We start from the raw sequence: 21912 nt of genomic DNA on the forward strand, positions 1-21912 counted from the left end.
CCCGGCACCGCGGACCACGGACGGCGGCAGCGATCGGCACCTGCACGGCTCAGTGAACCTCCCCCACGTTCTCCAGGAGCGGCAGCATGCGCGAAAAGACCAAGTTGTACGCCGCCGTGATATCCCTCGTCGGCGCCGGGGCGATCGCCCTGTCGACCGGCGCCGCCAGCGGCCACGGCTACACCGACCTGCCCCTCAGCAGGCAGAAACTCTGTGCCAACGGGACCGTCGCCAACTGCGGTGACATCCAGTACGAACCGCAGAGCGTCGAGGGCCCCAAGGGCTTCCCGGCCGCCGGACCCGCCGACGGCCAGATCTGCTCGGGCAACAACACGCGGTTCGGCCAGCTCAACAGCCCGACCACCCCGGCGGGCACCGCGTGGCCCACCACGAAGCTGACGGCCGGGGCGAGTTACACCTTCCGGTGGCAGTTCACGGCGATGCACTCCACGACCGACTTCTCGTACTACGCGACGAAGCAGGGCTGGAACCAGAACCACGCGCTGACCAGGGCGGACCTGAACACGACCCCGTTCCTCAAGGTCCCGTACAACGGGGCCCGCCCGCCGTCCACGCTCAGCCACACGGGCACGCTGCCCGGCGGACTCAGCGGTCACCACGTCATCGTCGCGGTGTGGACGGTGGCGGACACGGCCAACGCGTTCTACGCCTGCTCGGACGTCACCTTCTGAGGCCCGTACGGCCCTGGCGGCCCGCGCGGTCCACGAGGCCGGGCGGTCCGCGGGACCCGTACGGCCGCGGCTCCCGCCCGGTCCCCACCCGGGCGGGAGCCGCGCGCGTCGCGCGGCCGGCCTCCGGCCGCTACGCCGTCTGCGCCGGGTCGCCCGGCTCGGGTGCCGCCGCGAGCGGGGGCGGCGCGCCGCCCTCGGCGGCGGGGGCGGTACGGGCGGCCGTGCCCAGCCGTTCGGTGAGGCGGCGGTCGGGGGCACGGGACAGCGCGAAGATCACGGCGAGGGAGACGGACGGGGCGCCGATCGCGAACCCCGCGACGATCGGTTCCCCCGCGTCCAGCGCGTACTTGGCGATCAGGACCATCAGGGCGACCGAGCCGAGCGCCAGGAACTGCCCGAGGATCTTCGTGGCGACCCGCGCGGTGGCCAGACGCCGGCGGTGCCGCTCCTCGGCGAGCGACTCCTCGAAGATCTCCGCCGCGAGCCCCGGTTTCAGCGCCTCCCACTCCTGCGCCGCCCTCGGCGGCGGGAGCATGTCGCTCCATCGGTTCATGTTCTGACGGGCCATCAGTCGCGCCCCTCCCCGCTGCCGCTCTCGCCGTCGCTGCCGTCACTGCCGTCGTTGTCGTTGTCGTCGTCCGGGGCGGGGTCCGGCGGGGGGCCTCCGGGCGCGGGGGCGCCCTCGCGGCGCCGCAGCCCGTCGGCGAGGCCCCGCGCGAGCCGCGAACGGGACGCGGACAGGCCCCGGGCCGCGCTGGTCGCCGGGGCGGGCGCTGCCGGCGCCCGGCCGCGCGGGCTCCTGCGCGGCAGGCCCGCCTCCGTGGTCTCCGGCGGGGGAGCGGTGTCGGGAAAGTCCGGCGACGTGACGGCCGGGGTCCGGGGAGCCGGACCGCCGCCGCCCGCGCTCCACGCCCGGATCGGCGGCATCCGCGGCGGGACGGGCCGTCCGGAGGCGGTGCCCGCCGCCGCCGCGTAGGCCATCGGGGCGCTCTCGCCGGGCCCCCGGGAGGCGGTGTCCGACATCCGCACCTGCCTCAACTGGGCCTCGATGAAGGCCCGTAGCCGGACCAGGTGCTCCCGCTCGAAGTCGCGCACGGCCTCCGCGGTGCCCGCGGCGTCCCGCGACGCGCCGGCCTGCCGCGCCGACAGCTCCTCCACCTGCCTCAACTGGCTTTCCAGGAAGGACGTCAGCCGTACCCGGTACTCCCGCTCGAAGGCCCGCAGATCCTCGACGCGCCCCTCCAGCAGGGTCAGTTCGCTGTCGGCGTCGGCCGGCGGCCGCGCCGGTGCGGCCCCCGGCGGGGCCGGCAGCGCAAGTGGCCCCGGGGGAAGGGGCGGTGGCGTGCGGTCGTCGTCCTCGGCGGCCGGGGCCGGCAGGTCGAGGTGGGCCAGGACGTCGACGAGCCGGGCCCGGGTCAGCCCCGGACGGGTCAGCGTCTCGGCCTCCTCCGCCCGGCCGCGCAACCGCAGCAGCCACGCGAACGCGGCCACCGGCAGCAGCGAGGGCGGCCGGTCCGTCTGCATCAACAGAGCGCTGCGCAGGGCGGTTTCGGCCTCCGCGTACCGGCCGTCGGCGGCGAGGGCGTCGGCGAGTTCGCTCAGTACGTCCGGGTCGGCGGGCGCCTGGTCGTAGGCCTGCTCGAAGAGGCGGACGGCCAGTGCGGTGTTGCCGACCTCCACGTACTCCCGCGCGAGGGACCGGCGGTCCGCGAGCCGGGGGCCGGTCGGCGCGGTGCGGGCGGCGGCGTCCGGGGTGTCGCCGCCGGCGGAGGGCGGGGGGCCGAGGGCCTCGTACGTGGCGGCCATGCGGCGCGTCAGGTCGCCCGCCGCGCGCCCGCCGGACCACTCGGCGTCCTCGTCCGCCGCCCCGTCGCGGGACCTCACCGGGGCGAGTACCGTCAGCGCGCCCGCGATCAGAGCCTGCCAGTGCACAGCCACAGCACACCCCCCGTCCGGAGCGTAACGCCCCGGTGTCCGTCATGTGGTGATACCCAACAGCCTTGTCCCGCAACACGGTTGGGGCGGACGGCCGGTCCGGGGGAGTGGGTGGCGCGACGGGCGACGCCCGACCGGTGGCACGCGGTCGGGCGTCGTGGCGGGAGCGGGGCGGGGTCAGCCGACCAGCAGCAGGTCGCGCAGGGCGGCCAGGTCCTTCGAGCTGAGCCTCAGACCCTTGCGCAGGTAGGCGTCGAAGGTCCCGTACTCGGACTTCACCTGGTCGAAGCCGCCCTGGAGGTAGGTGGCACGGACCTCCAGCATCGGCGCGTACGCGGCGCGCATCGACTCCGGCATGGCGGCCAGCGCGGCGGCGTTCTCGGCGGCCCGGTAGGTGTTGCTGGCGAGGTAGTCCTTGAACACGGTCGCGCTCGGCACGCCCAGCGCCGTCAGGATCGTCGCGCTCGCCCAGCCCGTACGGTCCTTGCCCGCCGAGCAGTGGTAGACGACGGAGGAGGCGCGGCGGTCGCCGGCCTTGCCGAGCACGGTGTTGAACGCGGCGGACGCGGTCGCGGAGCTGACCATGGTGTGCTCCGCCGCCTCCATGTACGCGACGGCCTCGTACGCGGTGGCCGGCAGCGTGGTGGTGCTGATGGAACCGCCGAGCACGTCCGCGACGATGTAGGTCGCGCCCGCGGGCAGCCGGTCGGGGGCCGCGGTGCGCTCGCCCTCGGTGCGCAGGTCGATGTCGGTGCGGATGCCGAGGCGCTTGAGCTTGGCGAGGTCGGCGTCGGTGAGCTTGCTCAGGTCGCCCGAGCGGTAGAGCACACCCATGCGCACCCAGCGGCCGTCGGAGGTCCGGTAGCCGCCCGCGTCACGGAAGTTGGCGGCGGTCGCCAGGTGCAGTGAGCGGTCCGCGAGGATCAGCGGGGTGCCGTGCTCGGGGACCAGCTCGAACCACTGGCGGTCCGCGTCGCCCAGCCCGCGCACCGTCACGGTGGCGGTGCTCGCGCCGTGCGCGACCGCCGAGCGGCGCGCTATGGCGTTCTGCTCGCGGCCGGTGTAGACGGTGACCCGGCCGGCGTTCTTGGCGGCCCAGCCGACCGTGAACGAGCCGTCGTCGTTCTTGACGACCTCGGCCGCCGTGAAGGGGATGCCGCGCGAGGCGGCGCGGTGCCTGGCCGAAACCTGCTTGCCGCCGGAACGGGTGGACCGCTTCGCCGTGGCCGCGCCCGCAGGACCCGCCGCGACAGCCACACCGCCGACGGCGAGAGCGCCCGCCAGACCCGCGGTGAGCACCGCGCGCCGGCCGGTCCGGCGGGGTTCGCCGGACTCGGTGGCCGGGCGGGTCGAGCGAGGATTCACGTCCATGAAGATCTCCCAGAGCTGTTGGCTGCTTGGGGCAACCATTGGCGCTCCGGCTGTCCCGCACGGGGGCAAAAGATGAAGCCACGGCCAACGGGAGGCGTCCGACCAGTGCGTACGGCGATTTCCGGCCACGGCGAACGGCGCGGGTGGACGCGGGAACGACAGAGGGCGGGTTCCGTCCGGGGTGACCCGGACGGAACCCGCCCTCTTCGCTGTGCGCCGCCAGGGACTCGAACCCCGGACCCGCTGATTAAGAGTCAGCTGCTCTAACCAACTGAGCTAGCGGCGCATGACTCCCGCCGTCCGCTTTCGCGGGCGGCGACGAGAAAAATACTACCTGGTCCGCGAGGGTGCTCACGACCACGGCGGTGCGGGCCGGGACGGGGACGACAGGGGCTGGAGCACGGCCGGCAGCAGCACCCGCGCCGCGTTCCGGTTGAGGGTGTCCGCCGCGCGGCGCAGCCGGTGCGCCTGCTCGACGGGCAGCGACAGCGAGAGCGACCCCACCGCCGAGCCCGCCGTGACCGGGACCGCCGCGCACACCGTGCCGACCGCGTACTCCTGGAGGTCCAGGACCGGGACCCCGGGCGGCTGCGCGTCGAGCCGGGAGAGCAGCAGCGTCTCGCCGGTGATCGTGCGCGAGGTGAGGCGGGCGGGCCGGTGCCGGGCGAGGTGGTCGCGGCGTGCGGTGTCGTCGAGCTGGCCCAGCAGGCACTTGCCGGCCGCGGTGGCGTGCGCCGCGCTGCGGAAGTCGAACCACTCGTGGACCGCGGGCGCGTCCGGGCCGTGCGAGCGGTGGGTGACGCGGACCTCGCCGTCGACGTACCGGCAGAGGCGGACCGCCGCACCCAGTGTGTCGCGCAGCCGGTCGAGGGTGCGCTGGAGCGGGTCGGGAGCGGTCTCGTCGCGGGCCGCGGCGGAGGAGCCGAGACGGGCGAGGGTCTCCCCGGTGACGTAGACGCCGTCGCCCGCCTGCGCGACGTAGCCCTCGCGGCGCAGTATCCGCAGCAGCGGGACCAGCCGCTCCGCGCCCAGCCGGGTGCGGCGGGCGAGTTCGGTGCCGGTGACACCCGTGGGGTGCTCCGCCACGGCGTCGAGGACGCGCAGGGCGTCCTGGGCCGAGTGGTGAAGGGCGATCGGGCCGAGCCTCACAGCAGCTCACCTCACGTTGGCGCACCGGATGGGGGACGTGTCGTGCCTGTGCCGGGGGGCTGCGGACGGTCCCCGGTGTCGCACGGCGGCGTCACGAACCCCCTCGCGGTCGCGTCCCGTGCCGTCGTCCGGACGGTGAATCTTCCTCCACGATAACCGGCAACGGGCCTGCTCGGCGGGGTGGTTGGGGATTGTCGGGCCGCCGCGGGGGGCCTCGGGGCAAGTTGGCACATGCCCCGGTCATGCCACGGCGCCGGGACCTTGACGGACACCGTCCGTGACGGTCCGGGCGCCGTGCGTGGCCCTCGGGGGCTCGGCGGGCACCTGACGTGCGCGGGCGTGCGCCCCGTGCGCGGCGGGCGTTCCGGTGCCGCGCCGGCGTCGCGCCCGGACGCGGCACCGGACGCGGCACCGGACGGTACCGGTCAGAGCACCGCGCCGAGGAACTCCCGCGTCCGCTCGTGCTCCGGCTCGCCGAAGATCTTCTCCGGCGGGCCCGACTCGATGACGTGCCCGGAGTCGAACATCAGCACCCGGTCCGAGATGTCGCGGGCGAAGTTCATCTCGTGGGTCACGCAGAGCATCGTGATGTCCGTGCTGCGCGCGATGTCGCGCAGCACGTCCAGGACGCCCGCGACCAGCTCCGGGTCCAGTGCCGAGGTCACCTCGTCGAGGAGCAGGACCTGCGGGCGCATCGCGAGGGCGCGGGCGATCGCGACGCGCTGCTGCTGGCCGCCGGACAGCTGCGAGGGGTACGCGTCGCACTTGTCGGCGAGGCCCACCATGTCGAGCAGCTCCCGCGCCCGCGCGTCGGCCTCGTCCCTGGACAGCCCGAGCACGGTGACGGGAGCCTCGGTGACGTTGCGCAGCACCGTCATGTTCGGGAACAGGTTGAACTGCTGGAAGACCATGCCGATCTTCTTGCGGATCTCGCGCAGCCGCTTCTCGGGCGCCGGGTAGAGCTGCTCGCCGGCGACGGTGATCGTGCCCTCGTCGGGCTTGGTCAGCGTCATCAGCATCCGCAGGATCGTGGTCTTGCCGGAGCCGGACGGGCCGATCAGGGTGACGTGCTTGCCCGCGTCGACGGAGAAGTCGAGCCGGTCGAGCACGGTGTGGTCCCCGAACCGCTTGGTCACCCGGTCCAGCCGGATCAGCTCGCCGCCGCCCGGACCGGGGGCGCCGGGGGAGTCGGGGGTGGGTGCGGTGTCAACGGACAAGACGACGCTCCAGGGCTCGCAGGAGGAGGGAGGCCAGATAGGACACGACGATGAAGGCCACACCGATGACCGTGAGGGGCTCGGTGAACTGGAAGTGCTCCTGGGAGTACAGGCGCGCCTGCCCCAGCATCTCCAGCACCGTGATCGCCATCAGCAGCGGTGTGTCCTTGAGCATCGAGATGACGTAGTTGCCGAGCGCCGGCACGACCCGGCGGACCGCCTGCGGCAGGATCACCGCGGTCCAGGTCCGCCGCCGCGGCAGGTTCAGCGCCGTGGCGGCCTCCCACTGGCCCGCCGGCACCGCCTCGATGCCGGCCCGGTAGACCTGCATCGTGTACGTCGAGTAGTGCAGCCCGATCGCGCAGACCCCGGTGGTCAGCGCCGAGAGGGTCACGCCCCACTCGGGCAGCACGTAGAACAGGAAGAAGAGCTGCACCAGCAGCGGGGTGTTGCGCACGAACTCCGTGACCACCCCGACCGGCCAGCGCACCCAGCGGGTCGGCGCGCGCATCAGCAGGGTCCACACCAGCCCGAGGGCGAACGAGATCAACGACCCGAGGGCCAGGGCCTCCAGGGTGACCAGCAGGCCGTCCCAGAAGTGCGGCATGAAGTCGGAGACGGCACTCCAGTCCCAGGTCACGAGGCACCTCCGATGCGGGCAGCGCCGACGGCCGCGGCGTCGACGCCCGTGGTCGTCCCGCCCGTCGGGCCGGTACCGGTCAGGCCCGCGGTGCCCCGCGTGCGCGGTCCGCCGCGCAGCCGCTTCTCCAGGCCGCGCATCACGCGGGTGAGCAGGAACGCGATCACGAAGTAGATCAGCAGGACGTACGTGTAGATCTCGGCGCTCTGCTGGAGCGCGAGGCGCACCAGGTTGGCGCTGAACGTCAGGTCGCCCATGCCCATGACCGACACCAGCGAGGTGCCCTTGAGCAGTTCGACCAGCAGGTTGGAGAACGGCGGCACCATCTCCGGCACCGCCTGCGGCAGCAGGATCAGCCGCATCCGCTGCCACGGCGTGAAGCCGAGCGCGATGCCGCCCTCCCGCTGCGCCGCGTCGACGGCGGTCAGCGCGCCGCGCACGATCTCCGAGCCGTACGCGCCGTACGTCAGGCCGAGCGCGAGGGTGCCCGCCCACAGCGGGACGAGCTGCCAGCCGAAGGCGGGCGGCAGCACGAAGAACACCCAGAAGATCATGACGAGCGCCGAGGTCCCGCGGAACACCTCGGTGTAGAAGCCCGCGAGGAAGCGGACGATCCACCGTGAGGAGGTGCGGGCGATGCCGACGCCGAAGGACACCGCGGCGGCCAGCAGGCCGCTCAGGAACAGCAGTTGGACGGTGACCCAGACGCCCTTGAGGACAAGTTCCCACAGTCCGGAGGTCATTGGGCGCACAGCTCCTTCGCGGTCATGTCCGTCATCTCGGCCTTCGTGAAACCGAAGGGCCGCAGGATCCGGAACAGTTCGCCGCTCTTCCTGAGCTTGCGCAGCTCCGCGTTGAAGGCGTCGCGCAGGTTCGTCTCCGCCATGCGGAACGCGAACGCGCCGCCGTCCACGTGGGGTTTGCCGTCGACGCGGGGGGCGAACGCCTCGGTGGCCTCGGCCTTGGCGGACTTCTTCACCACCTCGCGGACGGTCAGCGCGGTGCCCGCGAACACGTCGACCCGGCCCGCCTCGACGGCGTTCAGCCCGGCGACCTGGTCCGGGACGATCAGGATGTCGCTCTCCCTGTACCCGGCGTCGACCGCGTACTGGATCTCCGCGTACCCGGTGCCGGTGGCGAACTTCGCCTTCTCGCGCACCACGTCCTGGTAGTCGCGCAGCCCCTTCGGGTTTCCCTTGCGCACGACGAAGGCGTCGAGCATCTGGTAGTCGGGGTCGGCGAACAGGACCTGCTCGCAGCGCTCCTTGTTGACGTACATCCCGGCGGCGACCACGTCGAACTGCTGGGAGTCGAGCCCGGGGATGAGTGATCCGAACTCGGTGGGCACGGGCTGCACCCGGTCCACGCCGAGCCGCTTGAAGACCGCCTTCGCCAACTCGGGCGCCTCGCCGGTCAGATCACCGTTCCGGTCGATGTACCCGAACGGGATCTCGCCGGCTATGCCGAGCCGCACGACACCCTGGGCGCGCAGCCGTTCGAGCAGATCACCGCCTTTCGTGCTCGATGCCGTGGCCACGCGGCTGCACCCCGCGGCGCCCAGGGCGCCGAGCGCCGCGGCCCCCGCGAGCAGCGTTCGCCGCCGGGGCGCGGCCGGGTGTCTGTCCGTGCGGACGGCCTTGCGTGCTGTGCGTTCGGTACCTCTGTGCGGTGGAGCCATGGGCGCGCCGCTACCCGAACGCCCGGCCGGTATTCCGATCTTTTCGAGTCCCGCCCGAACACGGGCCCCTGTGAACGGAGGTGACGACGTGTGCGGGCGAACGCGCAGGCGGGGCACGGGATGTCGGTTTCCGGGCCCGTGTCCGCGCCGCTCGCGGGCGCGGGCGCCGACCAGGTGACGTGCCCGGAACCGGCCGCCTCCGCCGCGACGCCGGGTGCCGCCCCGCCGGGCCTCCCGCGCACGGGCGGCGACAGGTCGCGGACGCCGGCGGCCCCGGGCGGGCACGCGGCGTCACGGGGCGGCTCCACCGGGTGGCCGCGGAGGGCGCCGCGGACGCCGGTACCGGCCGACCGGGGCACAGGGTGGGCAGCCCCGCGCCGACTGGGTACCCGGGAGACCGGGGCTGCCGGGCGCCGCCGGGATCGTGGTGCGCGCCGGGGGGCCGGTACCGCCGGAGGAACAGCAGGAAGGCTGGACATGACCGCACTCGGATTTCTCTACCCGGGCCACTCCGCCGAGGACGACTACCCACGCATCGAACAGCTCCTGGGCAGCGACATCCGGCTGGACGTGGTCCACACCGACATCGGCGAGGACGTCCGCGGGACCGACGCCCTGCTGCGGGCGGGCGCGGCGGACCGGCTGGCCGCGGGCGTCGAGGAGCTGCGGATGCTGGGGGCCGAGGCGGTCGTCTGGGCCAGCGCCGGCGGCAGCTTCGTGTACGGCTGGGAGGGCGCCCAGGAGCAGGTGCGCTCGCTCGCGGTGAGCACCGGCATGCCGGCCTCCTCCACCTCGTTCGGCTTCGTGCGCGCCCTGGCGGAACTGGGCCTGCGCCGCGTCGCCGTCGGCGCGACCTACCCCGAGGACGTGACGGCGCTGTTCGCCCGGTTCCTGACCGCCGGGGGAGCGGAGGTGCTGGGCACGCACAGCTCCGGGGTCGCCAGCGCCGCCGAGGCCGCAGCCTGGGACGAGCACCAGATCCTCGACCTGGCCCGCGCGGCCGACCTGCCGGACGCGCAGGCCGTACTGCTGCCGGACGGCGCCCTGCACACCGCGCTGCACCTGCCGGCCCTGGAGAAGGAGCTGGGCAAGCCGGTGCTCACCGCGAACCAGGTCACCGTCTGGGAGGGGCTGCGGCTGGCGGACCGCCGGGTGAACGCGCCGACGATGGGCGCGCTGTTCACCCGGGAACCCATCGTGCAGGCCTGACCCGGGCCGGGCGCCCCCCCCGGCGCCCGGCCGCACGCGGCGGCGGGCCGCCTCCCGGGACGGCCCCGCGGAACCCCCGGCGAACGGTTCCCGGAATAACCGGGGACTCCCCCCTGTTGCAATGCCGCGGACCAGCACCGCACCGAACAGGAGGCACCCACCGTGGCGGCAGACGAGATCCGGGGCCCGGTGCACGGCACCGCCCCCGTCGCCCTCTCCGTACTCGACCTGGTGACGGTCGGAGCGGGCACCACCGCCACCGACGCGCTGCGCACCAGCGTCACCATGGCGAAGCTCGCGGAGTCGCGCGGCTACCACCGCTACTGGGTGGCCGAGCACCACTCCATGCCGGGCGTCGCGTCCTCGTCGCCGGCCGTGATCCTCGCGCACCTCGCCGCCCACACCGAGCGCGTGCGCCTGGGTTCGGGCGGCGTCATGCTGCCCAACCACGCCCCGCTCGTGATCGCGGAGCAGTTCGGCACCCTGGAGGCGCTGGCCCCGGGCCGCGTCGACCTGGGCCTGGGCCGGGCGCCCGGCACCGACGGTGCCACCGCCGCCGCCTTGCGGCGCAGCGACCGGCTGAACGAGGGCGCCGACGACTTCCCGCAGCAGCTCGTCGAGCTGACCCGCTTCCTCGACGACGACTTCCCCGACGGCCACCCCTACCGCCGCATCCACGCCGTGCCCGGCCCGGTGCAGGCGACCTCGCCGGGCGGGGTGCAGTCCCCGCACCGGCCGCCGGTGTGGCTGCTCGGGTCCTCCGGCTTCAGCGCGCAGCTCGCCGGCGCCCTCGGGCTGCCCTTTGCCTTCGCGCACCACTTCTCCGCGCAGAACACGATCCCGGCACTCGACCTGTACCGGGACTCGTTCCGCCCGAGCGAGGTGCTGGACGAGCCGTACGCCCTGATCGGCGTCTCCGCGCTCGCCGCCGACGACGAGAAGGAGGCCCGCCGCCAGGTGCTGGCCGCCGCCCTCAACATGGTCCGGCTGCGCACCGGCCGGCCCGGTCTCGTGCCCACGCCGGAGGAGGCCGAGGCGCACGAATTCAGCCCCATGGAGCAGGAGTTCGTCAGCAGCTGGAACTCCAACGTCATCCACGGCACCGCCGACGAGGTGCGGGCCGGTCTGGACGGGCTCGCCAAGCGGACCGGCGCCGACGAGCTGATGATCACCGCCAACGCCCACACCGGCTCGGTCCGGCTGCGGTCCTACGAGCTCATCGCCGACGCGTACGGACTGCCGACCCTCTGACCGCACGAGCCTCTGACCGCGCGAGACGGCACGGGAAGGGCCCGGCCCCCCACGGGTGGCCGGGCCCTTCCGCGTGTCACGAGCGCGCCGACTCCCCGCCCGCGCCCAGCAGTTCGGAGATCCGCTCCGGGGCCACCGGGCGGGAGTACAGCCAGCCCTGCCCGGTGTCGCAGCCGATCCGCCGCAGCCGCCCGGCCTGCGCCGACGTCTCCACGCACTCCGCGGTCACGGTGAGACCGAGGCGGTGCGCGAGCTGGATCATCGCCTCGACGATCACCTCGTCGGCGGGGTCGGGCAGTTCGGCGGAGGCGTCGCGCTCCTCGTACGGGAAGCCGCGCACGAAGGCGCCGTCGAGCTTCAGCACGGAGACGGGCAGCCGGCTGAGGTAGGCGAGGTTCGAGTAGCCGGTGCCGAAGTCGTCGATGGCGATGCGCACACCCATGTCGCTGAGCGCCCGCAGCGCCTCGATGGGCCGGCCCGACGACCCCATCACCGCCGACTCCGTCAGCTCCAACTGAAGCAGTTCCGGGGCCAGTCGGGTCTCCTCCAGGATGCCCGCCACGTCCGCCACCAGGTCGGAGTCCCAGACCTGGCGGACCGCGACGTTCACGCTCACGAAGATCGGCGGCCGGTCCGGGTGGTCGAGCTGCCAACGGCGGGCCTGGCGGCAGGCGGTGGCCAGGATCCAGCGGCCCAGCGGCACGATCGAGCCGTCGTCCTCGGCGAGCTGGATGAAGCGGTTCGGCGCGAGCGCCCCGAACTGCGGGTGCCGCCAGCGCACCAGCGCCTCCACCCCGTGCACCCGGCCGTCCGTCATGCCCACCAACGGCTGGTACTCCAGGGTGAATTCACCCCGCTCGATGGCCGGCCGCAGGGTGGAGACGAGGGCCTGGCGGGTCATCCGGTGCGCGTTGCGCTCGGGGTCGAAGAGCGTCCAGCGGGACTTCCCGTCGGCCTTCGCCCAGTACAGCGTGGTGTCGGCGGCCTGCATCAGCGCGGTCGCGCTCGTGCCGGCGGACCGCCGCTCCACGACGCCGATCGACGCGGACACCGACAGCCGCCCGCCCGCCACGTCGAACGGCTCCTGGAGCGCGGTCAGCACCGACTCGGCGAGTTCCGTGAGCTGTTCGGGGCCGGTCGAGTCCTCCACCAGCAGCGCGAACTCGTCCCCGCCGAGCCGTGCCACCAGCGGCGAGAAGGGCGGTGCCGTACGCCCCGCGCCGTCCGCGCATCCCGTCAGGCGCTCGGCGACGGCGGACAGCAGCGCGTCGCCGGCCCGGTGCCCCAGGGTGTCGTTGATCGCCTTGAAGCCGTCGAGGTCCAGGTAGCAGACGCCGACCCGGCCGGTCCCCGCCTGCCCGAACTTCTCGGCGCCGAGGGCGGCCGACAGGCGCTCGAAGAACAACGTCCGGTTGGGCAGCCGGGTCACCGGGTCGTGCATCTGCAAGTGCCGCAGCCGCGCCTGGAGTTCACGCCGGGCCCCGATGTCGGACACGGAGACCAGCACCCCGTCCCCGGCGGGGGCGTCGCCGCCGTCGGCCGGCCCCCCCGGGGCGGCGGCCAGCGGCGCGGCCACGACCTGGACCCAACGCGCGCGCCCGTCCCGGGACTTCAGCCGTCGCGTGCACCGCAGCTCGGCACGCCGGCCGCGCAGCACCTCGTTGTACGCGCGGTGGGTGCGGGGGTCGGACGCCAGCTCCACCAGGTCCGCGGCGACCCGTCCGGCCAGCGCGTCGGCCCGCGCGCCCAGCAGCGCGCCGAACGCGTCGTTGGCCCCGACGACCAGACCGCCCCGGTCGACCACCGCCATCGCGAGCGGCGCCGCCCCGAACGCGGCCCGCAGGAGCGGTGGTTGGGCATCGTCCGGCAGTGCGGGGTCCGGGGTGGGGGCCACCGCCGGGGCGAGGGCCGAGGGGGCCGGCGCCGGTGCCTCGGGCGACAGCACGGTGGCCGGCGGCAGGGCGGCGGCCCGCGGGGTGTCCGGCACCGGCGGTGCGGCGGGCGCCCTGACCGCGCCGGACACGGCGAACGCGGTACCGGTGAGCGGGGCGCCCGTGAGCGCGGGACCGGCGAGCACCGCACCGGTGAGCGCGGCGGCGAGCGGGGCGGCGTCGAGGGGCCCCGGTGGCACGGGTTCGCCGCGCCCCTCGGCCGAAGGGGCGGCCTGCGCATGACTGTCTGTGACGACCGGCCGCGCGAGACCCGCCGCGGGCGTCTGCCCTTCGGACGTTCCGTTCACCGCTCGCTCCCGCAGTGCATTCGTTCTTCGTGTGGGTCCCCCGGGGCGACCTGCCGGGCGGTGGTGCCCGGCCCGGAGGCGTCCGAGCGGGAAAGGGTAAGGAAAGTGTGCCGATCATAGAGGTTGTCTCCGGGCCCCTTCCAGCCGTCGTACGGCACCCGTGGACCGACCGCGGCCCCGCCCGATCGTTTCTGCCCACGGATGGGCGGCTTCTACGGACCATCGACCGATTGTGACGTTCCGTGAGTGCCCGGGGGTGTCGGCGTGCGGTCGACGCGCTTCGGCGGCGCCGGGGTCACTTCGGGGGCGCGGCGTGCGCTCCTCACTCTTCTGGTGCAGGCAAACAGGGCGTAGTACGACAAAGTGACCAAGGCTGGTGGCGGTGTCCCGCGAACCGCTCCCCGGAGGTCCACGTGCCGCGTCAGCTCCCCCTCAGAGGACTCGTCCGCGAGGTCCTCGGGGGATTCGGCGGGGCTCCGGGAACCCGGCGGGCGCGGGGAGCCCGGGGGTCCGGCGGACCCGGGCGGCGGCCGGGCGGGGCGGGCTCGAGGCCCCGGCTCAGGAGCGTGGCCGCCGTCTCCACGGTGCTGTCCGCCGTCGCCGCGACCTCCCTGGTGACGGGCCCCTCGGTCGCCGAACCGTTCTCGGCCGCGCCGTGCGCGCTGCGCCGCACCGACGCCCACCACTCGGAGGGGCTCGACAGCTGGAACGCCGCCTATCCGCGGCCCACCCGCCGGCTCAACGCCGTCATGGTGTTCCTGTCGTTCCCGGACGCGCACCCGGCGACCACCCCGGACGAGCTGGCGGCCGACCACTTCCCGGCCACCAGCCGCTTCTTCCGGCGCGCCTCGTACGGGACGTTCGACCTGCGCGACCACCCGCTGCGCCGGTGGATCGAGATGCCGCACGCGTCCACCTCGTACGCCATACGCCGTGACTGGAACGCCGCCCACCGCGCCGCCTACCTGCACGACGCGCTCGCCGCGGCCGACCCGCACGTCGACTTCTCCCGGTACGACATCGTCTACTTCGTGGCCGACCCGGACGCCCCCGGCGTCGACTCGGACGCGACGAAGGTCGTCAACCTGGACACCCCGCTGCGGGCCGACGGCACCGACATCCGCCGGGTGGTCACGGTCTTCGAGCGGCACCCGCCCGACCGCCTCGTCCTCGCGCACGAGACGGGCCACGTCTTCGACCTCCCCGACCTCTACCACCGCCCCGCCGACGGCAAGGGCGACTGGGACACCTACGTCGGCGACTGGGACCTGATGGGCAGTCAGTTCGGCATGTCCCCGGACCTGTTCGGCTGGCACAAGTGGAAGCTCGGCTGGCTGTCGAACCGCCAGGTCACCTGCGTGCAGGGGGCGGGCCCCACCCGGCTGACGCTCGAACCGCTGGAGGCGGGCCGGGGTGCGCGGCGCTCGCACGCGGCGGACGGCGCGGCGGCCCCGCCCGGGTTCGGGCTCGGCGGCGGGACGAAGCTCGCGGTGGTGCGCACCGGCAGCGACAGCGCGCTGGCCTTCGAGGCGCGCGGCGGCGCGGGCAACGACGCGGCGACCTGCCGGCGGGGGGTGCTCGTGTACCGCGTGAACGGAGAGGCCGCGTCGGGCGGCGGCCCGGTCGAGGTGGTCGACGCGCACCCGAGGACGCAGGCGTGCTGGGAGCAGTCGGTGTATCCGCCGCTCGCGGACGCCCCGGTCGGCGCCGGCGAGAGCTTCACGGTGCCGGGCGACGGGGTCCGGGTGGACGTCGAGGGGCGCACCGCGTCGGGCGCCTGGACGGTGACCATCACGCCGGGCTGAGGGCGCCGCTGTTGCGCGGTGCGGAGGGGAAAGGGGGCGGCGGGGGAGGGGAGGGCCGGAAAGGCGGGAGACGCGGAAGAGGCGGGAGCGGTGGGAAAGCGAAAGGGCGTTCTCGAAAATCGAGAACGCCCAGGTCAGCTACTTGATCGCTTGTGCGCCGCCAGGGACTCGAACCCCGGACCCGCTGATTAAGAGTCAGCTGCTCTAACCAACTGAGCTAGCGGCGCCTGCTGACGTCGTAGACCTTAGCATCCTGATCCGCGGGAGGAAAAATCGATATCCGGACCGCCGTCCGGGCCGCCCGTACCGCCGCCCACAGCACCGTTTCGGGCCCCGGCAGCCAGGGGTGACGGGTGTCCGGCGCGACCAGCCAGCGCGAGCCCTGGCGGTCGTCGGCCCCGGGCGACGGCGAGGGCGCCGGGACGGTCACCGCGTCACCGGTGCCGTGGCACAGCAGCGGCGGGACCTGCGCGGTCCGGCACTCCGTGCGGCCCCGGGTGCCCCACTCCTCCCACTCCAGGAGCGACGGCAGGCGCTGCGCGGTCCCCGGCGCGGTGAACAGGTGCACGCGGCCCCGGTGGACGGCGACCGGCCCGGACCCGGGGCCCTCCTCCCAGAGCTGGTCGAGCATCCGGCGCCCGAAGACGGCCGGCGCGCTCACCACGTCGAACGCGGCACCGCACGGCAGGACGACGGGGGCGTAGGGCCGTTCGTCCCAGAGCGCGAGCGTGGAGCGGGGGTGGGATCCCGCCGACGCGAGCCAGGCGGCACCGTCCGCGGTGACACCCGCGGCGCCCAGCCGCTCTGCGTCGTACCGGTCGGGGAGCGGGTCGTTTCCTGTGCTGCTCATGCTGCATAGATCTACTGGGCGTGAGGGGGTGACCCCGTTGGGTTGTGAGAAATAGGGACAGGGCGGGACCAGGGGGCGTATCTTGCGCCGTGGCATATGCGAGAGGGGATGTGCCACCGGCTTCGCCACCGGGGTTCGCCACCCCCTCCGCGCCGCCCCGGTCCCGGCCGGGCGCGACCTCAGAGCAGGTCGGTCCGCCCGGCGCGCGGGCCCTCGCCCTCCGTGCCGCGCATCAGGTCCCGGCCGAACTCCACCATCTTCACCGCGTAGTCCTCGGTCCACTCGGCCCGTGCCGCGATGTCCGCGGGCGTGAGCCGGTCGAAGCGCCGCGGGTCCGCGAGCTGGGCCGCCGCGAGCGCCTGGAACTCCACCGCGCGGTCCGCCGCGGCCCGGAAGGCCTGCGTCAGCTCCGTCGCCCGCTCCAGCAGCGCGCGCGGGTCGTCGATCGACTCCAGGTCGAAGAAGTGCTCCTCGTCGGCACCCGCCTGCGCGGGCTCGAAGAGCAGCGGCGCGGGGCGCAGCCGCGGTTCGCCCCGACCCGGCGTGGGCTCCGCCATGTTCTGTCCTCCTCGTACGTACCGGACGGCCCGCAGGTGCGTTGGGCCACCGTCCATTGTCCCCCGGCCGCGCAAGAGGGCCGTCGGAACGCGGCGCGCGGCCGTCAGGGGCGCCACGCGACGCGGTGTTCCCGCAGGTGGGCGAGGACGGCGTGGTTCGCCTCCCAGCCGTCCGGGAACTTCACCGTCACCCCGAGCTGCACCGGCTCCGTCGACGGGTGGTCGTCCAGCAGCTCGGTGACGCCGGCCCGGCACACCACCACGCACGCGTGCCGGTGCCGGGACGCCAGCACGCACAGCCTGCCCGTCTCCAGGTGGAACGCGGTCGCGTCGGGACGGCCAGAGAGCGGGTGCAGGATCACCGTGACGTCGAACTCCCGTCCCTGGAGCCGGTTCGCGGTGTCCACGGTGACCCCGGCGACCCCGAGGTCCGCGAGCGCCGCGCGCACCCCGGACGCCTGGTCGCGGTGCGCGGTGCCCACCGCGATCCGGTCCGCGGTCAGCGCGGACGGCTCGTCCGAGCGCTCCGAGAGGGCCGCGCCGCCCCGGTCGAGGAGGCGCCGCACCACCGCCGCGACCGCGCGCACGGCCTCGGGGTCGGTGCGCGGGGTGTGCCGGGCGGGCAGTTCCAGCAGGCCCCAGCCGGACCGCGCCGCCTCGTCGATGACCCGGTCGGGGCCCGAACCGTCCGACGGCACCGCGAACGTCAACTCCCGGTCCCCGTCGGCCGTTCCGCTGCGGAAGGGCGTGTACGGGTAGAACGCACCCGAGACCAGCGGCGCCGCCGAGGCCGGCAGCCGCCAGGACACCGGCAGACGGTGCTGCGGCAGTTCGGGGTTGTGCGCGAGCAGCGTCGTCACCGCGGAGGCCGACGGGTCGTACGACAGGCCTGCCCACTGGTCGCCGCCCACGATGGAGAACGGGTCCAACTGGCCCGGGTCGCCGACGAACAGGGCCCGTTCGAACAGCCCGGCCACCGCGAGCAGCGCGTCGGAGCGCATCTGGTACGCCTCGTCCACGATCGCGTGCCGCCACGGCTCGACGCCCTTGACGTGCGCCCACTTCGCGGCCGTCGAGATCACGACGTCCATGCCCGCGAGGTCGGCCGCCTTCGCCGACTTCCGTACGTTGGCCAGCGCGTCCAGCGCCTTGTCGTACGGGTCGCTGTCGCTGCTGTGCAGACGGCCGACGGGCAGTTCCGGGTTCTTCTCCGCGAGCCGGGTCACCAGGTCGTCGACCTGGGCGTTGGTCTGCGCGATGACCATCAACGGGCGCCCTGCCTCGGCGAGTTCGAGCGCGGCGCGCACCACCAGCGTGGACTTGCCGGCGCCCGGCGGGGAGTCCACGACGACACCGCGCGAGGTGCCGTGCAGGGTGTCGGCGAGGATCGCGTCGGTGGCGCGGGCCGCCGCGGCACCCGGGTCGAGGGCGCCCGCGCCCGCGGTCGCGGGGCCGGACGGGGCGGGGGAGTTCACAGCACGTCCTCCTCGGTCACCGGGTCGGGGGCGGGCGCGGCTGCCTGCGCGCCCGGCGGGCCGCCGTGGGTCCACGGCGTCTCCTCCGCGTCGGGCAGCTTCGCGCCGCCCCGCTGCTCGTGCTCGAACAGCGTGAAGCAGAGCCGCTCGCCCGGCTCCGGGACGGACCCGGCCTCGGGCTCCTTGCCGCGGCCCATCTTGTCCAACACCCGCACGACGACGAGGAGTTCGGCGTCGTCGGCGGTCCCGGCCGGATCGGGGCCCGGGTCCGGCTCCGCGTACCCGGCGAACTCCACCGTCTGCGGCTTGCCGCCCAACGAGCGGTACGCGCGGGCCCGTTCGCCCAGGTGCGGGCGATCCGTCGTGCGGACGGTCACCAGCGGGCGGGGGCTGGGCCGCTTGCCCTCGCTGTACGAGGCGACCACCTCGACGACCTCGCCCGCGAACGCCTCCCCGGCCAGCCGCCGGGCGGCCATGACCAGCGGGTCGTCCAGCGCCTCCTGGGCCTCCAGGCGGGCCTGTTCGCGCTCGCGGGTGGCCAGCTTGTTCGCCGCGGTGACCGCGTCGTCGCGGCGCGGCTGCGGCGGCTCGCCCGCCAGGACCCGGTCCCGGTGCCCGGTGAACGACCAGCGGTCGCGCGTCCAGCGCTCCTCCACGTGCGCGCCCTCCGGCAGCGCGCGCAGCAGGTCGTACCCGCGCCACACCGCGTCCCACGTGGGGCGGGTGCGGCTCTCGACCAGGGCACGGATCGCCCGTTCCGCGGCGGTCAGTTCACCGAGCCGGTCGTCCGCCGCGAGACCGTCCTCGGCGGCGGAGAGCGCGGTGCGCGCGCGGTCGTAGCGTTCGACGGCGGGCGCCAGCAGCTTGTTGTCGAACGCCGGGTCGGTGGCCGGACCGGCGGGCGGGCACAGCAGCTGGCCCTTCTCGTCGCGCCGCAGCTCCGCCTCGTGCGCGGCGGCGGCGCCGTCGAGTCCGGCCGGCGGATCGATCCACGCGAGCAGCGCGCCCAGGTGCTGGTCCTCGACGCCGGACTGGCCCGTCGCCCAGTGCCGGGCCAGCACGTCGGAGAGCGCGAGCAGCAGCGAGGAGCCCGGCACCCGGGCCCGCTCGCCGTAGTGCGTCAGCCAGCGGCCGAACAGCGGTACGCGCGGGGGCGCCGGGTGCGGGGCCTCCGGGTCCTGCTCGGCGGTGCGCCGGAACCGCGTGGAGCGCCCCAGCAGCCGTACGAGGTCGATGCCGGCCCGGCTCGGCACGATCAGCTGCGGCGCGTCCGCGCACAGGTCGACCTCGACCTTGACCCGCTTGCCGGTCTCCGGGTCGGTCTCGGTGCGCTCGGCGGCCTCGACGACGTCCGCGTACGCGTCGATGTACGGGAGCACCGTGTCGGCGAGCTCGGCGAGGAACGCGAACCGCAGGTCGCGGTCGCGCGGCTGCTCGACCACCAGCAGCCGGGGCCGGTCGCGGTCGGTGCCGACGAGCGCGCCGAGCGGGGCGCCCGTCTCGCCCGCGGTGGTCAGCGGGACGAGGACGAGCGGCCGGTCCGACAGGTGCCGGTGCCGCACGGTCGCGGCGGGCTGCGCGCGCCCCGTGCTCACGGCCTCCAGCCGGGCGAGCGTGGCGATCAGCGACACGGGACCTCCTCGGCGAGGACGTCGGCGGCGGGTGCCGGGCGGGCGCCCGCCGCGGCGAGCGCCTCCGCGCGCAGTGCCGCCGCCCGGCGCAGCGCGGAGACCGCCGGGTCGGCCGCGTCGCCGCTCTCGCCGCGGGCCGCCGCGAGGACGTCCTCGACGGTGCTCAGGCCGCCCAGCTCGGCGCGGAGCTGCCGGCCGAGGGCCGTCACCGCGCCGCTCGCGCGGGAGCGGGCACGGCAGTGGAACGCCAGCTCGCACGCGGACAGGCACTCGGGCGCGTACGTCGCGGGAACCGACTCGACCGTCGCGGCCAGCTCGGCCGCGGGCACGGCGGGGGAGAAGCAGGCGCCCTCCGGCAGCGCGTCCGCGATCTCCTCGACGCGGGTCAGCCGGGCGAGCTGGCGGGCGGTGACGGCCCGCTGCTTGCGCACGTCGACGGCACGGGCGGTCGCCAGGTTGGAGAAGTCGCGCGGGCACACGAGGAGCACCTGGTGGCGCACCTCGGGGGCCGGGTCGAGCCGTGCCGCGACCGCCTCCAGGGCGAGCACGTACACCGCGGACTGGCGCGCCGCCGCGCCCACCTTGGCGGGGTCGGCCGAACCGTCCAGCATCGGGAAGGACTTGATCTCCACGACCGACCAGCTGCCGTCCGGGTGCACCACGACCGCGTCCGGCTCCAGGTGCGCGGGGGAGCCCGCCACCTCCAGGGTGAGCATCGGGTGGTCGAGCAGCGTCCAGCCGCCCGCGGCCACGGCCTCGCGCAGCGCCAGCGCCGTACGGGCGGAGCGGCCCTCGGGGCCCGTCGCCGTCAGCTCCGGGACATGTGCGCCGGCCGGGGGTTCGGCGGCCGGGTCGAGGTGTTCGTGCGCCAGACGCAGCAGCTCGGCGCCGCCGTCGGCCTTGACCCGCGCCTCGAACACGTTGCCCCGCACGAGGGCGAACTGGGACTGCCCGAATCCCGAGGGGGAGCCCAGCGCGCCCGCGAGCGCCGCCTTGTCGACGCCCGCGCCGTCCAGGATCGCCCGGCGTCTGCACCCCGGGTTCGCGGCGAGCGCCGCGAGGGCGCGCGCGTCGAGGGACTTGGCGGGTACGTCCGGGCCGCGCAGGTCAGCGAGCCGCTGCCGGAGCGCCTTCCCCGGAGTCCTTGGGGGAGGCACCGGACTCGGCTCCGGAAGGGAACCGGGGCTCGCGCTGCCTTGGAAATCGCTCACCCGCGGAAGTCTGGCACCCGTCACTGACAATCGGGGAACGTGAGCCCCCCGAGCGCCGTGCGACGGCCGGGACGCGGGAGACGAGCCGGGAGGCCAGGGGCGTCAGCCGGGCGGTGATCCGGTCCGCGAGCCGTGAGACGTACGGGGCCAGCAGGAACCCGGCGCCCATCACGGCGACGCCCGCGACCGCGTCGAGCAGGTAGTGGTTGGCGGTGCCCATGACCACGATCGTCGTCGTCAGCGGATAGAGCACCGCGAAGAAGCGCGCCGTACGGGTGCGCCCGTAGCGCCACAGCATCACCCCGCACCACAGTGCCCAGCCCACGTGCAGGCTCGGCATCGCCGCGTACTGGTTGGTCATGCCGCCCAGGCCCCGCGGGGCGCTCGCGTCGCCGCCCCACCAGCCGTACGAGCTGTAGCTCGCCATGGTGTCCACGAAGCCGTGCCCGGCGGACAGCAGCCGCGGCGGGCAGGTCGGGAGCAGGGTGAAGCCGATCAGACCGATGAAGGTCGACGTCATCAGCCAGGTGCGCGCCGAGCGGTAGATGTCCGCGCGGGACCGGAACAGCCAGATCAGGATCGCCGGCGTGACGATGTAGTGCAGGGACGCGTACCAGAAGTCGGCGGGTATGCCGAGCCAGGGTTCGCGGGTGAAGAGGCGGTTGAGCGGGTGCTCGGCGTTGATGTGCAGCGTCTGTTCGATCGAGAGGATGTCCCGGCCGTGGTCGACGGCCCCCTGTACGTCGCCGCGGACCAGTAGCCGGCCCGCGGAATAGCACGCGTACACGAGCACTATCAGCGGCAGTTCGGTCCACCAGCGCAGCCGGAGCGGCACGTTCTCCCTGGTGCGTGGTGTCGCGGTCTGCAGCATCCGGTCGTCTCCCCCTTCTTCCCGTCTCTCATCGCGTGGCCCCGGTGATCCGGTCGTGCCACTTTACGGCGTATGTGTCCGCTCGGTGAGGACGGCCCCCGGCCCTGAGAGACGCAGAGATTGCCCCCTGG

19 protein-coding genes and 2 tRNA genes are annotated in these 21912 nt (G+C 74.6%); 4 read left to right on the forward strand and 17 right to left on the reverse strand.

The genetic code is table 11. The annotated features are described in order from the left end of the window. Positions 1–86 precede the first annotated feature (86 nt). Positions 87–692 (forward strand): lytic polysaccharide monooxygenase, encoded by a 606-nt coding sequence (locus ACFZA0_RS00865; protein ID WP_391009098.1) that lies wholly within the window; start codon positions 87–89, stop codon positions 690–692. A 130-nt stretch (positions 693–822) separates the two neighbouring features. Here ACFZA0_RS00865 and ACFZA0_RS00870 read toward each other — a convergent pair whose 3' ends face one another. The 9 genes from ACFZA0_RS00870 to ehuB form a co-directional block, all read right to left on the reverse strand. After that, a complete protein-coding gene (locus tag ACFZA0_RS00870; protein ID WP_391009101.1) occupies positions 823–1260 on the reverse strand; it encodes a hypothetical protein in 438 nt (145 codons plus the stop codon). Beyond that, a complete protein-coding gene (locus tag ACFZA0_RS00875) occupies positions 1260–2630 on the reverse strand; it encodes a tetratricopeptide repeat protein (RefSeq protein ID WP_391009104.1) in 1371 nt (456 codons plus the stop codon). The genes ACFZA0_RS00870 and ACFZA0_RS00875 overlap by 1 nt, the downstream gene beginning before the upstream one ends. Before the next feature lie 174 nt (positions 2631–2804). Then, the gene (locus tag ACFZA0_RS00880; protein ID WP_391009107.1) at positions 2805–4037 is read right to left on the reverse strand and encodes a tyrosine-protein phosphatase; all 1233 of its coding nucleotides are present in this window, start codon (positions 4035–4037) and stop codon (positions 2805–2807) included. A 173-nt stretch (positions 4038–4210) separates the two neighbouring features. Next, positions 4211–4284, reverse strand: a tRNA-Lys gene (locus ACFZA0_RS00885). A gap of 65 nt (positions 4285–4349) precedes the next feature. Next, positions 4350–5147, reverse strand: a complete 798-nt coding sequence (locus ACFZA0_RS00890) for an IclR family transcriptional regulator C-terminal domain-containing protein (protein WP_391009110.1) — start codon at positions 5145–5147, stop codon at positions 4350–4352. A gap of 425 nt (positions 5148–5572) precedes the next feature. Beyond that, a complete protein-coding gene (gene ehuA / locus ACFZA0_RS00895) occupies positions 5573–6364 on the reverse strand; it encodes an ectoine/hydroxyectoine ABC transporter ATP-binding protein EhuA (protein ID WP_391009113.1) in 792 nt (263 codons plus the stop codon). Next, positions 6354–7004, reverse strand: coding sequence for an ectoine/hydroxyectoine ABC transporter permease subunit EhuD (gene ehuD, locus ACFZA0_RS00900; protein ID WP_391009116.1), 651 nt, complete (start codon positions 7002–7004; stop codon positions 6354–6356). Before ehuD ends, ehuA begins: the two co-directional genes overlap by 11 nt. Continuing rightward, positions 7001–7747 carry an ectoine/hydroxyectoine ABC transporter permease subunit EhuC gene (gene ehuC / locus ACFZA0_RS00905; protein ID WP_391009119.1) on the reverse strand — a complete coding sequence of 249 codons (747 nt, stop codon included), beginning with the start codon at positions 7745–7747 and terminating at the stop codon, positions 7001–7003. Before ehuC ends, ehuD begins: the two co-directional genes overlap by 4 nt. Further along, positions 7744–8682 carry an ectoine/hydroxyectoine ABC transporter substrate-binding protein EhuB gene (gene ehuB, locus ACFZA0_RS00910; RefSeq protein ID WP_391009122.1) on the reverse strand — a complete coding sequence of 313 codons (939 nt, stop codon included), beginning with the start codon at positions 8680–8682 and terminating at the stop codon, positions 7744–7746. Before ehuB ends, ehuC begins: the two co-directional genes overlap by 4 nt. A 477-nt stretch (positions 8683–9159) precedes the next feature. Between ehuB and ACFZA0_RS00915 the strand changes: the two genes are divergently transcribed. Both ACFZA0_RS00915 and ACFZA0_RS00920 read left to right on the forward strand, forming a co-directional pair. Further along, a complete protein-coding gene (locus ACFZA0_RS00915; RefSeq protein ID WP_391009125.1) occupies positions 9160–9891 on the forward strand; it encodes a decarboxylase in 732 nt (243 codons plus the stop codon). Positions 9892–10053: 162 nt separating this feature from the next. After that, on the forward strand, positions 10054–11142 hold the full coding sequence (locus ACFZA0_RS00920) for an MsnO8 family LLM class oxidoreductase (RefSeq protein ID WP_391009128.1): 1089 nt from the start codon (positions 10054–10056) through the stop codon (positions 11140–11142). A gap of 76 nt (positions 11143–11218) precedes the next feature. Here ACFZA0_RS00920 and ACFZA0_RS00925 read toward each other — a convergent pair whose 3' ends face one another. Next, positions 11219–13219 (reverse strand): EAL domain-containing protein, encoded by a 2001-nt coding sequence (locus ACFZA0_RS00925; protein ID WP_391011748.1) that lies wholly within the window; start codon positions 13217–13219, stop codon positions 11219–11221. Positions 13220–13947: 728 nt separating this feature from the next. On the opposite strand from ACFZA0_RS00925, the gene ACFZA0_RS00930 reads away from it, so the two are divergent. Further along, a complete protein-coding gene (locus tag ACFZA0_RS00930) occupies positions 13948–15186 on the forward strand; it encodes a M6 family metalloprotease domain-containing protein (RefSeq protein WP_391009130.1) in 1239 nt (412 codons plus the stop codon). 153 nt (positions 15187–15339) lie between these two features. Here ACFZA0_RS00930 and ACFZA0_RS00935 read toward each other — a convergent pair. The 7 genes from ACFZA0_RS00935 to ACFZA0_RS00965 form a co-directional block, all read right to left on the reverse strand. After that, positions 15340–15413 (reverse strand) — tRNA-Lys (locus ACFZA0_RS00935). Beyond that, a complete protein-coding gene (locus ACFZA0_RS00940; protein WP_391009133.1) occupies positions 15404–16036 on the reverse strand; it encodes a bifunctional DNA primase/polymerase in 633 nt (210 codons plus the stop codon). The genes ACFZA0_RS00935 and ACFZA0_RS00940 overlap by 10 nt, the downstream gene beginning before the upstream one ends. A gap of 179 nt (positions 16037–16215) precedes the next feature. Beyond that, entirely contained in the window at positions 16216–16593 is a 378-nt protein-coding gene (locus ACFZA0_RS00945; protein ID WP_391009136.1) for a hypothetical protein, read from the reverse strand. Between the two features lie 104 nt (positions 16594–16697). Next, positions 16698–18068, reverse strand: a complete 1371-nt coding sequence (locus ACFZA0_RS00950) for an AAA family ATPase (protein WP_391009139.1) — start codon at positions 18066–18068, stop codon at positions 16698–16700. Continuing rightward, on the reverse strand, positions 18065–19699 hold the full coding sequence (locus ACFZA0_RS00955) for a hypothetical protein (RefSeq protein ID WP_391009143.1): 1635 nt from the start codon (positions 19697–19699) through the stop codon (positions 18065–18067). Before ACFZA0_RS00955 ends, ACFZA0_RS00950 begins: the two co-directional genes overlap by 4 nt. Further along, positions 19690–20856, reverse strand: coding sequence for a hypothetical protein (locus ACFZA0_RS00960; RefSeq protein ID WP_391009146.1), 1167 nt, complete (start codon positions 20854–20856; stop codon positions 19690–19692). Before ACFZA0_RS00960 ends, ACFZA0_RS00955 begins: the two co-directional genes overlap by 10 nt. Further along, positions 20807–21781 carry a phosphatase PAP2 family protein gene (locus ACFZA0_RS00965; protein ID WP_391009149.1) on the reverse strand — a complete coding sequence of 325 codons (975 nt, stop codon included), beginning with the start codon at positions 21779–21781 and terminating at the stop codon, positions 20807–20809. The genes ACFZA0_RS00960 and ACFZA0_RS00965 overlap by 50 nt, the downstream gene beginning before the upstream one ends. Positions 21782–21912 lie beyond the last annotated feature (131 nt).

Origin of the sequence: Streptomyces sp. NPDC008150 (assembly GCF_042956945.1) — a bacterium.
In the GTDB taxonomy this organism is placed as follows: Bacteria; Actinomycetota; Actinomycetes; order Streptomycetales; family Streptomycetaceae; genus Streptomyces.

What these genes read in the sequence shown, in the direction of transcription:
- ACFZA0_RS00865 (WP_391009098.1), top strand. Translation starts at nt 87, where the DNA reads ATGCGCGAAAAGACCAAGTTGTACGCCGCCGTGATATCCCTCGTCGGC.
- ACFZA0_RS00870 (WP_391009101.1), bottom strand. Translation starts at nt 1,260, where the DNA reads ATGGCCCGTCAGAACATGAACCGATGGAGCGACATGCTCCCGCCGCCG.
- ACFZA0_RS00880 (WP_391009107.1), bottom strand. Translation starts at nt 4,037, where the DNA reads ATGGTTGCCCCAAGCAGCCAACAGCTCTGGGAGATCTTCATGGACGTG.
- ehuC (WP_391009119.1), bottom strand. Translation starts at nt 7,747, where the DNA reads ATGACCTCCGGACTGTGGGAACTTGTCCTCAAGGGCGTCTGGGTCACC.
- ehuB (WP_391009122.1), bottom strand. Translation starts at nt 8,682, where the DNA reads ATGGCTCCACCGCACAGAGGTACCGAACGCACAGCACGCAAGGCCGTC.
- ACFZA0_RS00915 (WP_391009125.1), top strand. Translation starts at nt 9,160, where the DNA reads ATGACCGCACTCGGATTTCTCTACCCGGGCCACTCCGCCGAGGACGAC.
- ACFZA0_RS00940 (WP_391009133.1), bottom strand. Translation starts at nt 16,036, where the DNA reads ATGAGCAGCACAGGAAACGACCCGCTCCCCGACCGGTACGACGCAGAG.
- ACFZA0_RS00945 (WP_391009136.1), bottom strand. Translation starts at nt 16,593, where the DNA reads ATGGCGGAGCCCACGCCGGGTCGGGGCGAACCGCGGCTGCGCCCCGCG.
- ACFZA0_RS00965 (WP_391009149.1), bottom strand. Translation starts at nt 21,781, where the DNA reads ATGCTGCAGACCGCGACACCACGCACCAGGGAGAACGTGCCGCTCCGG.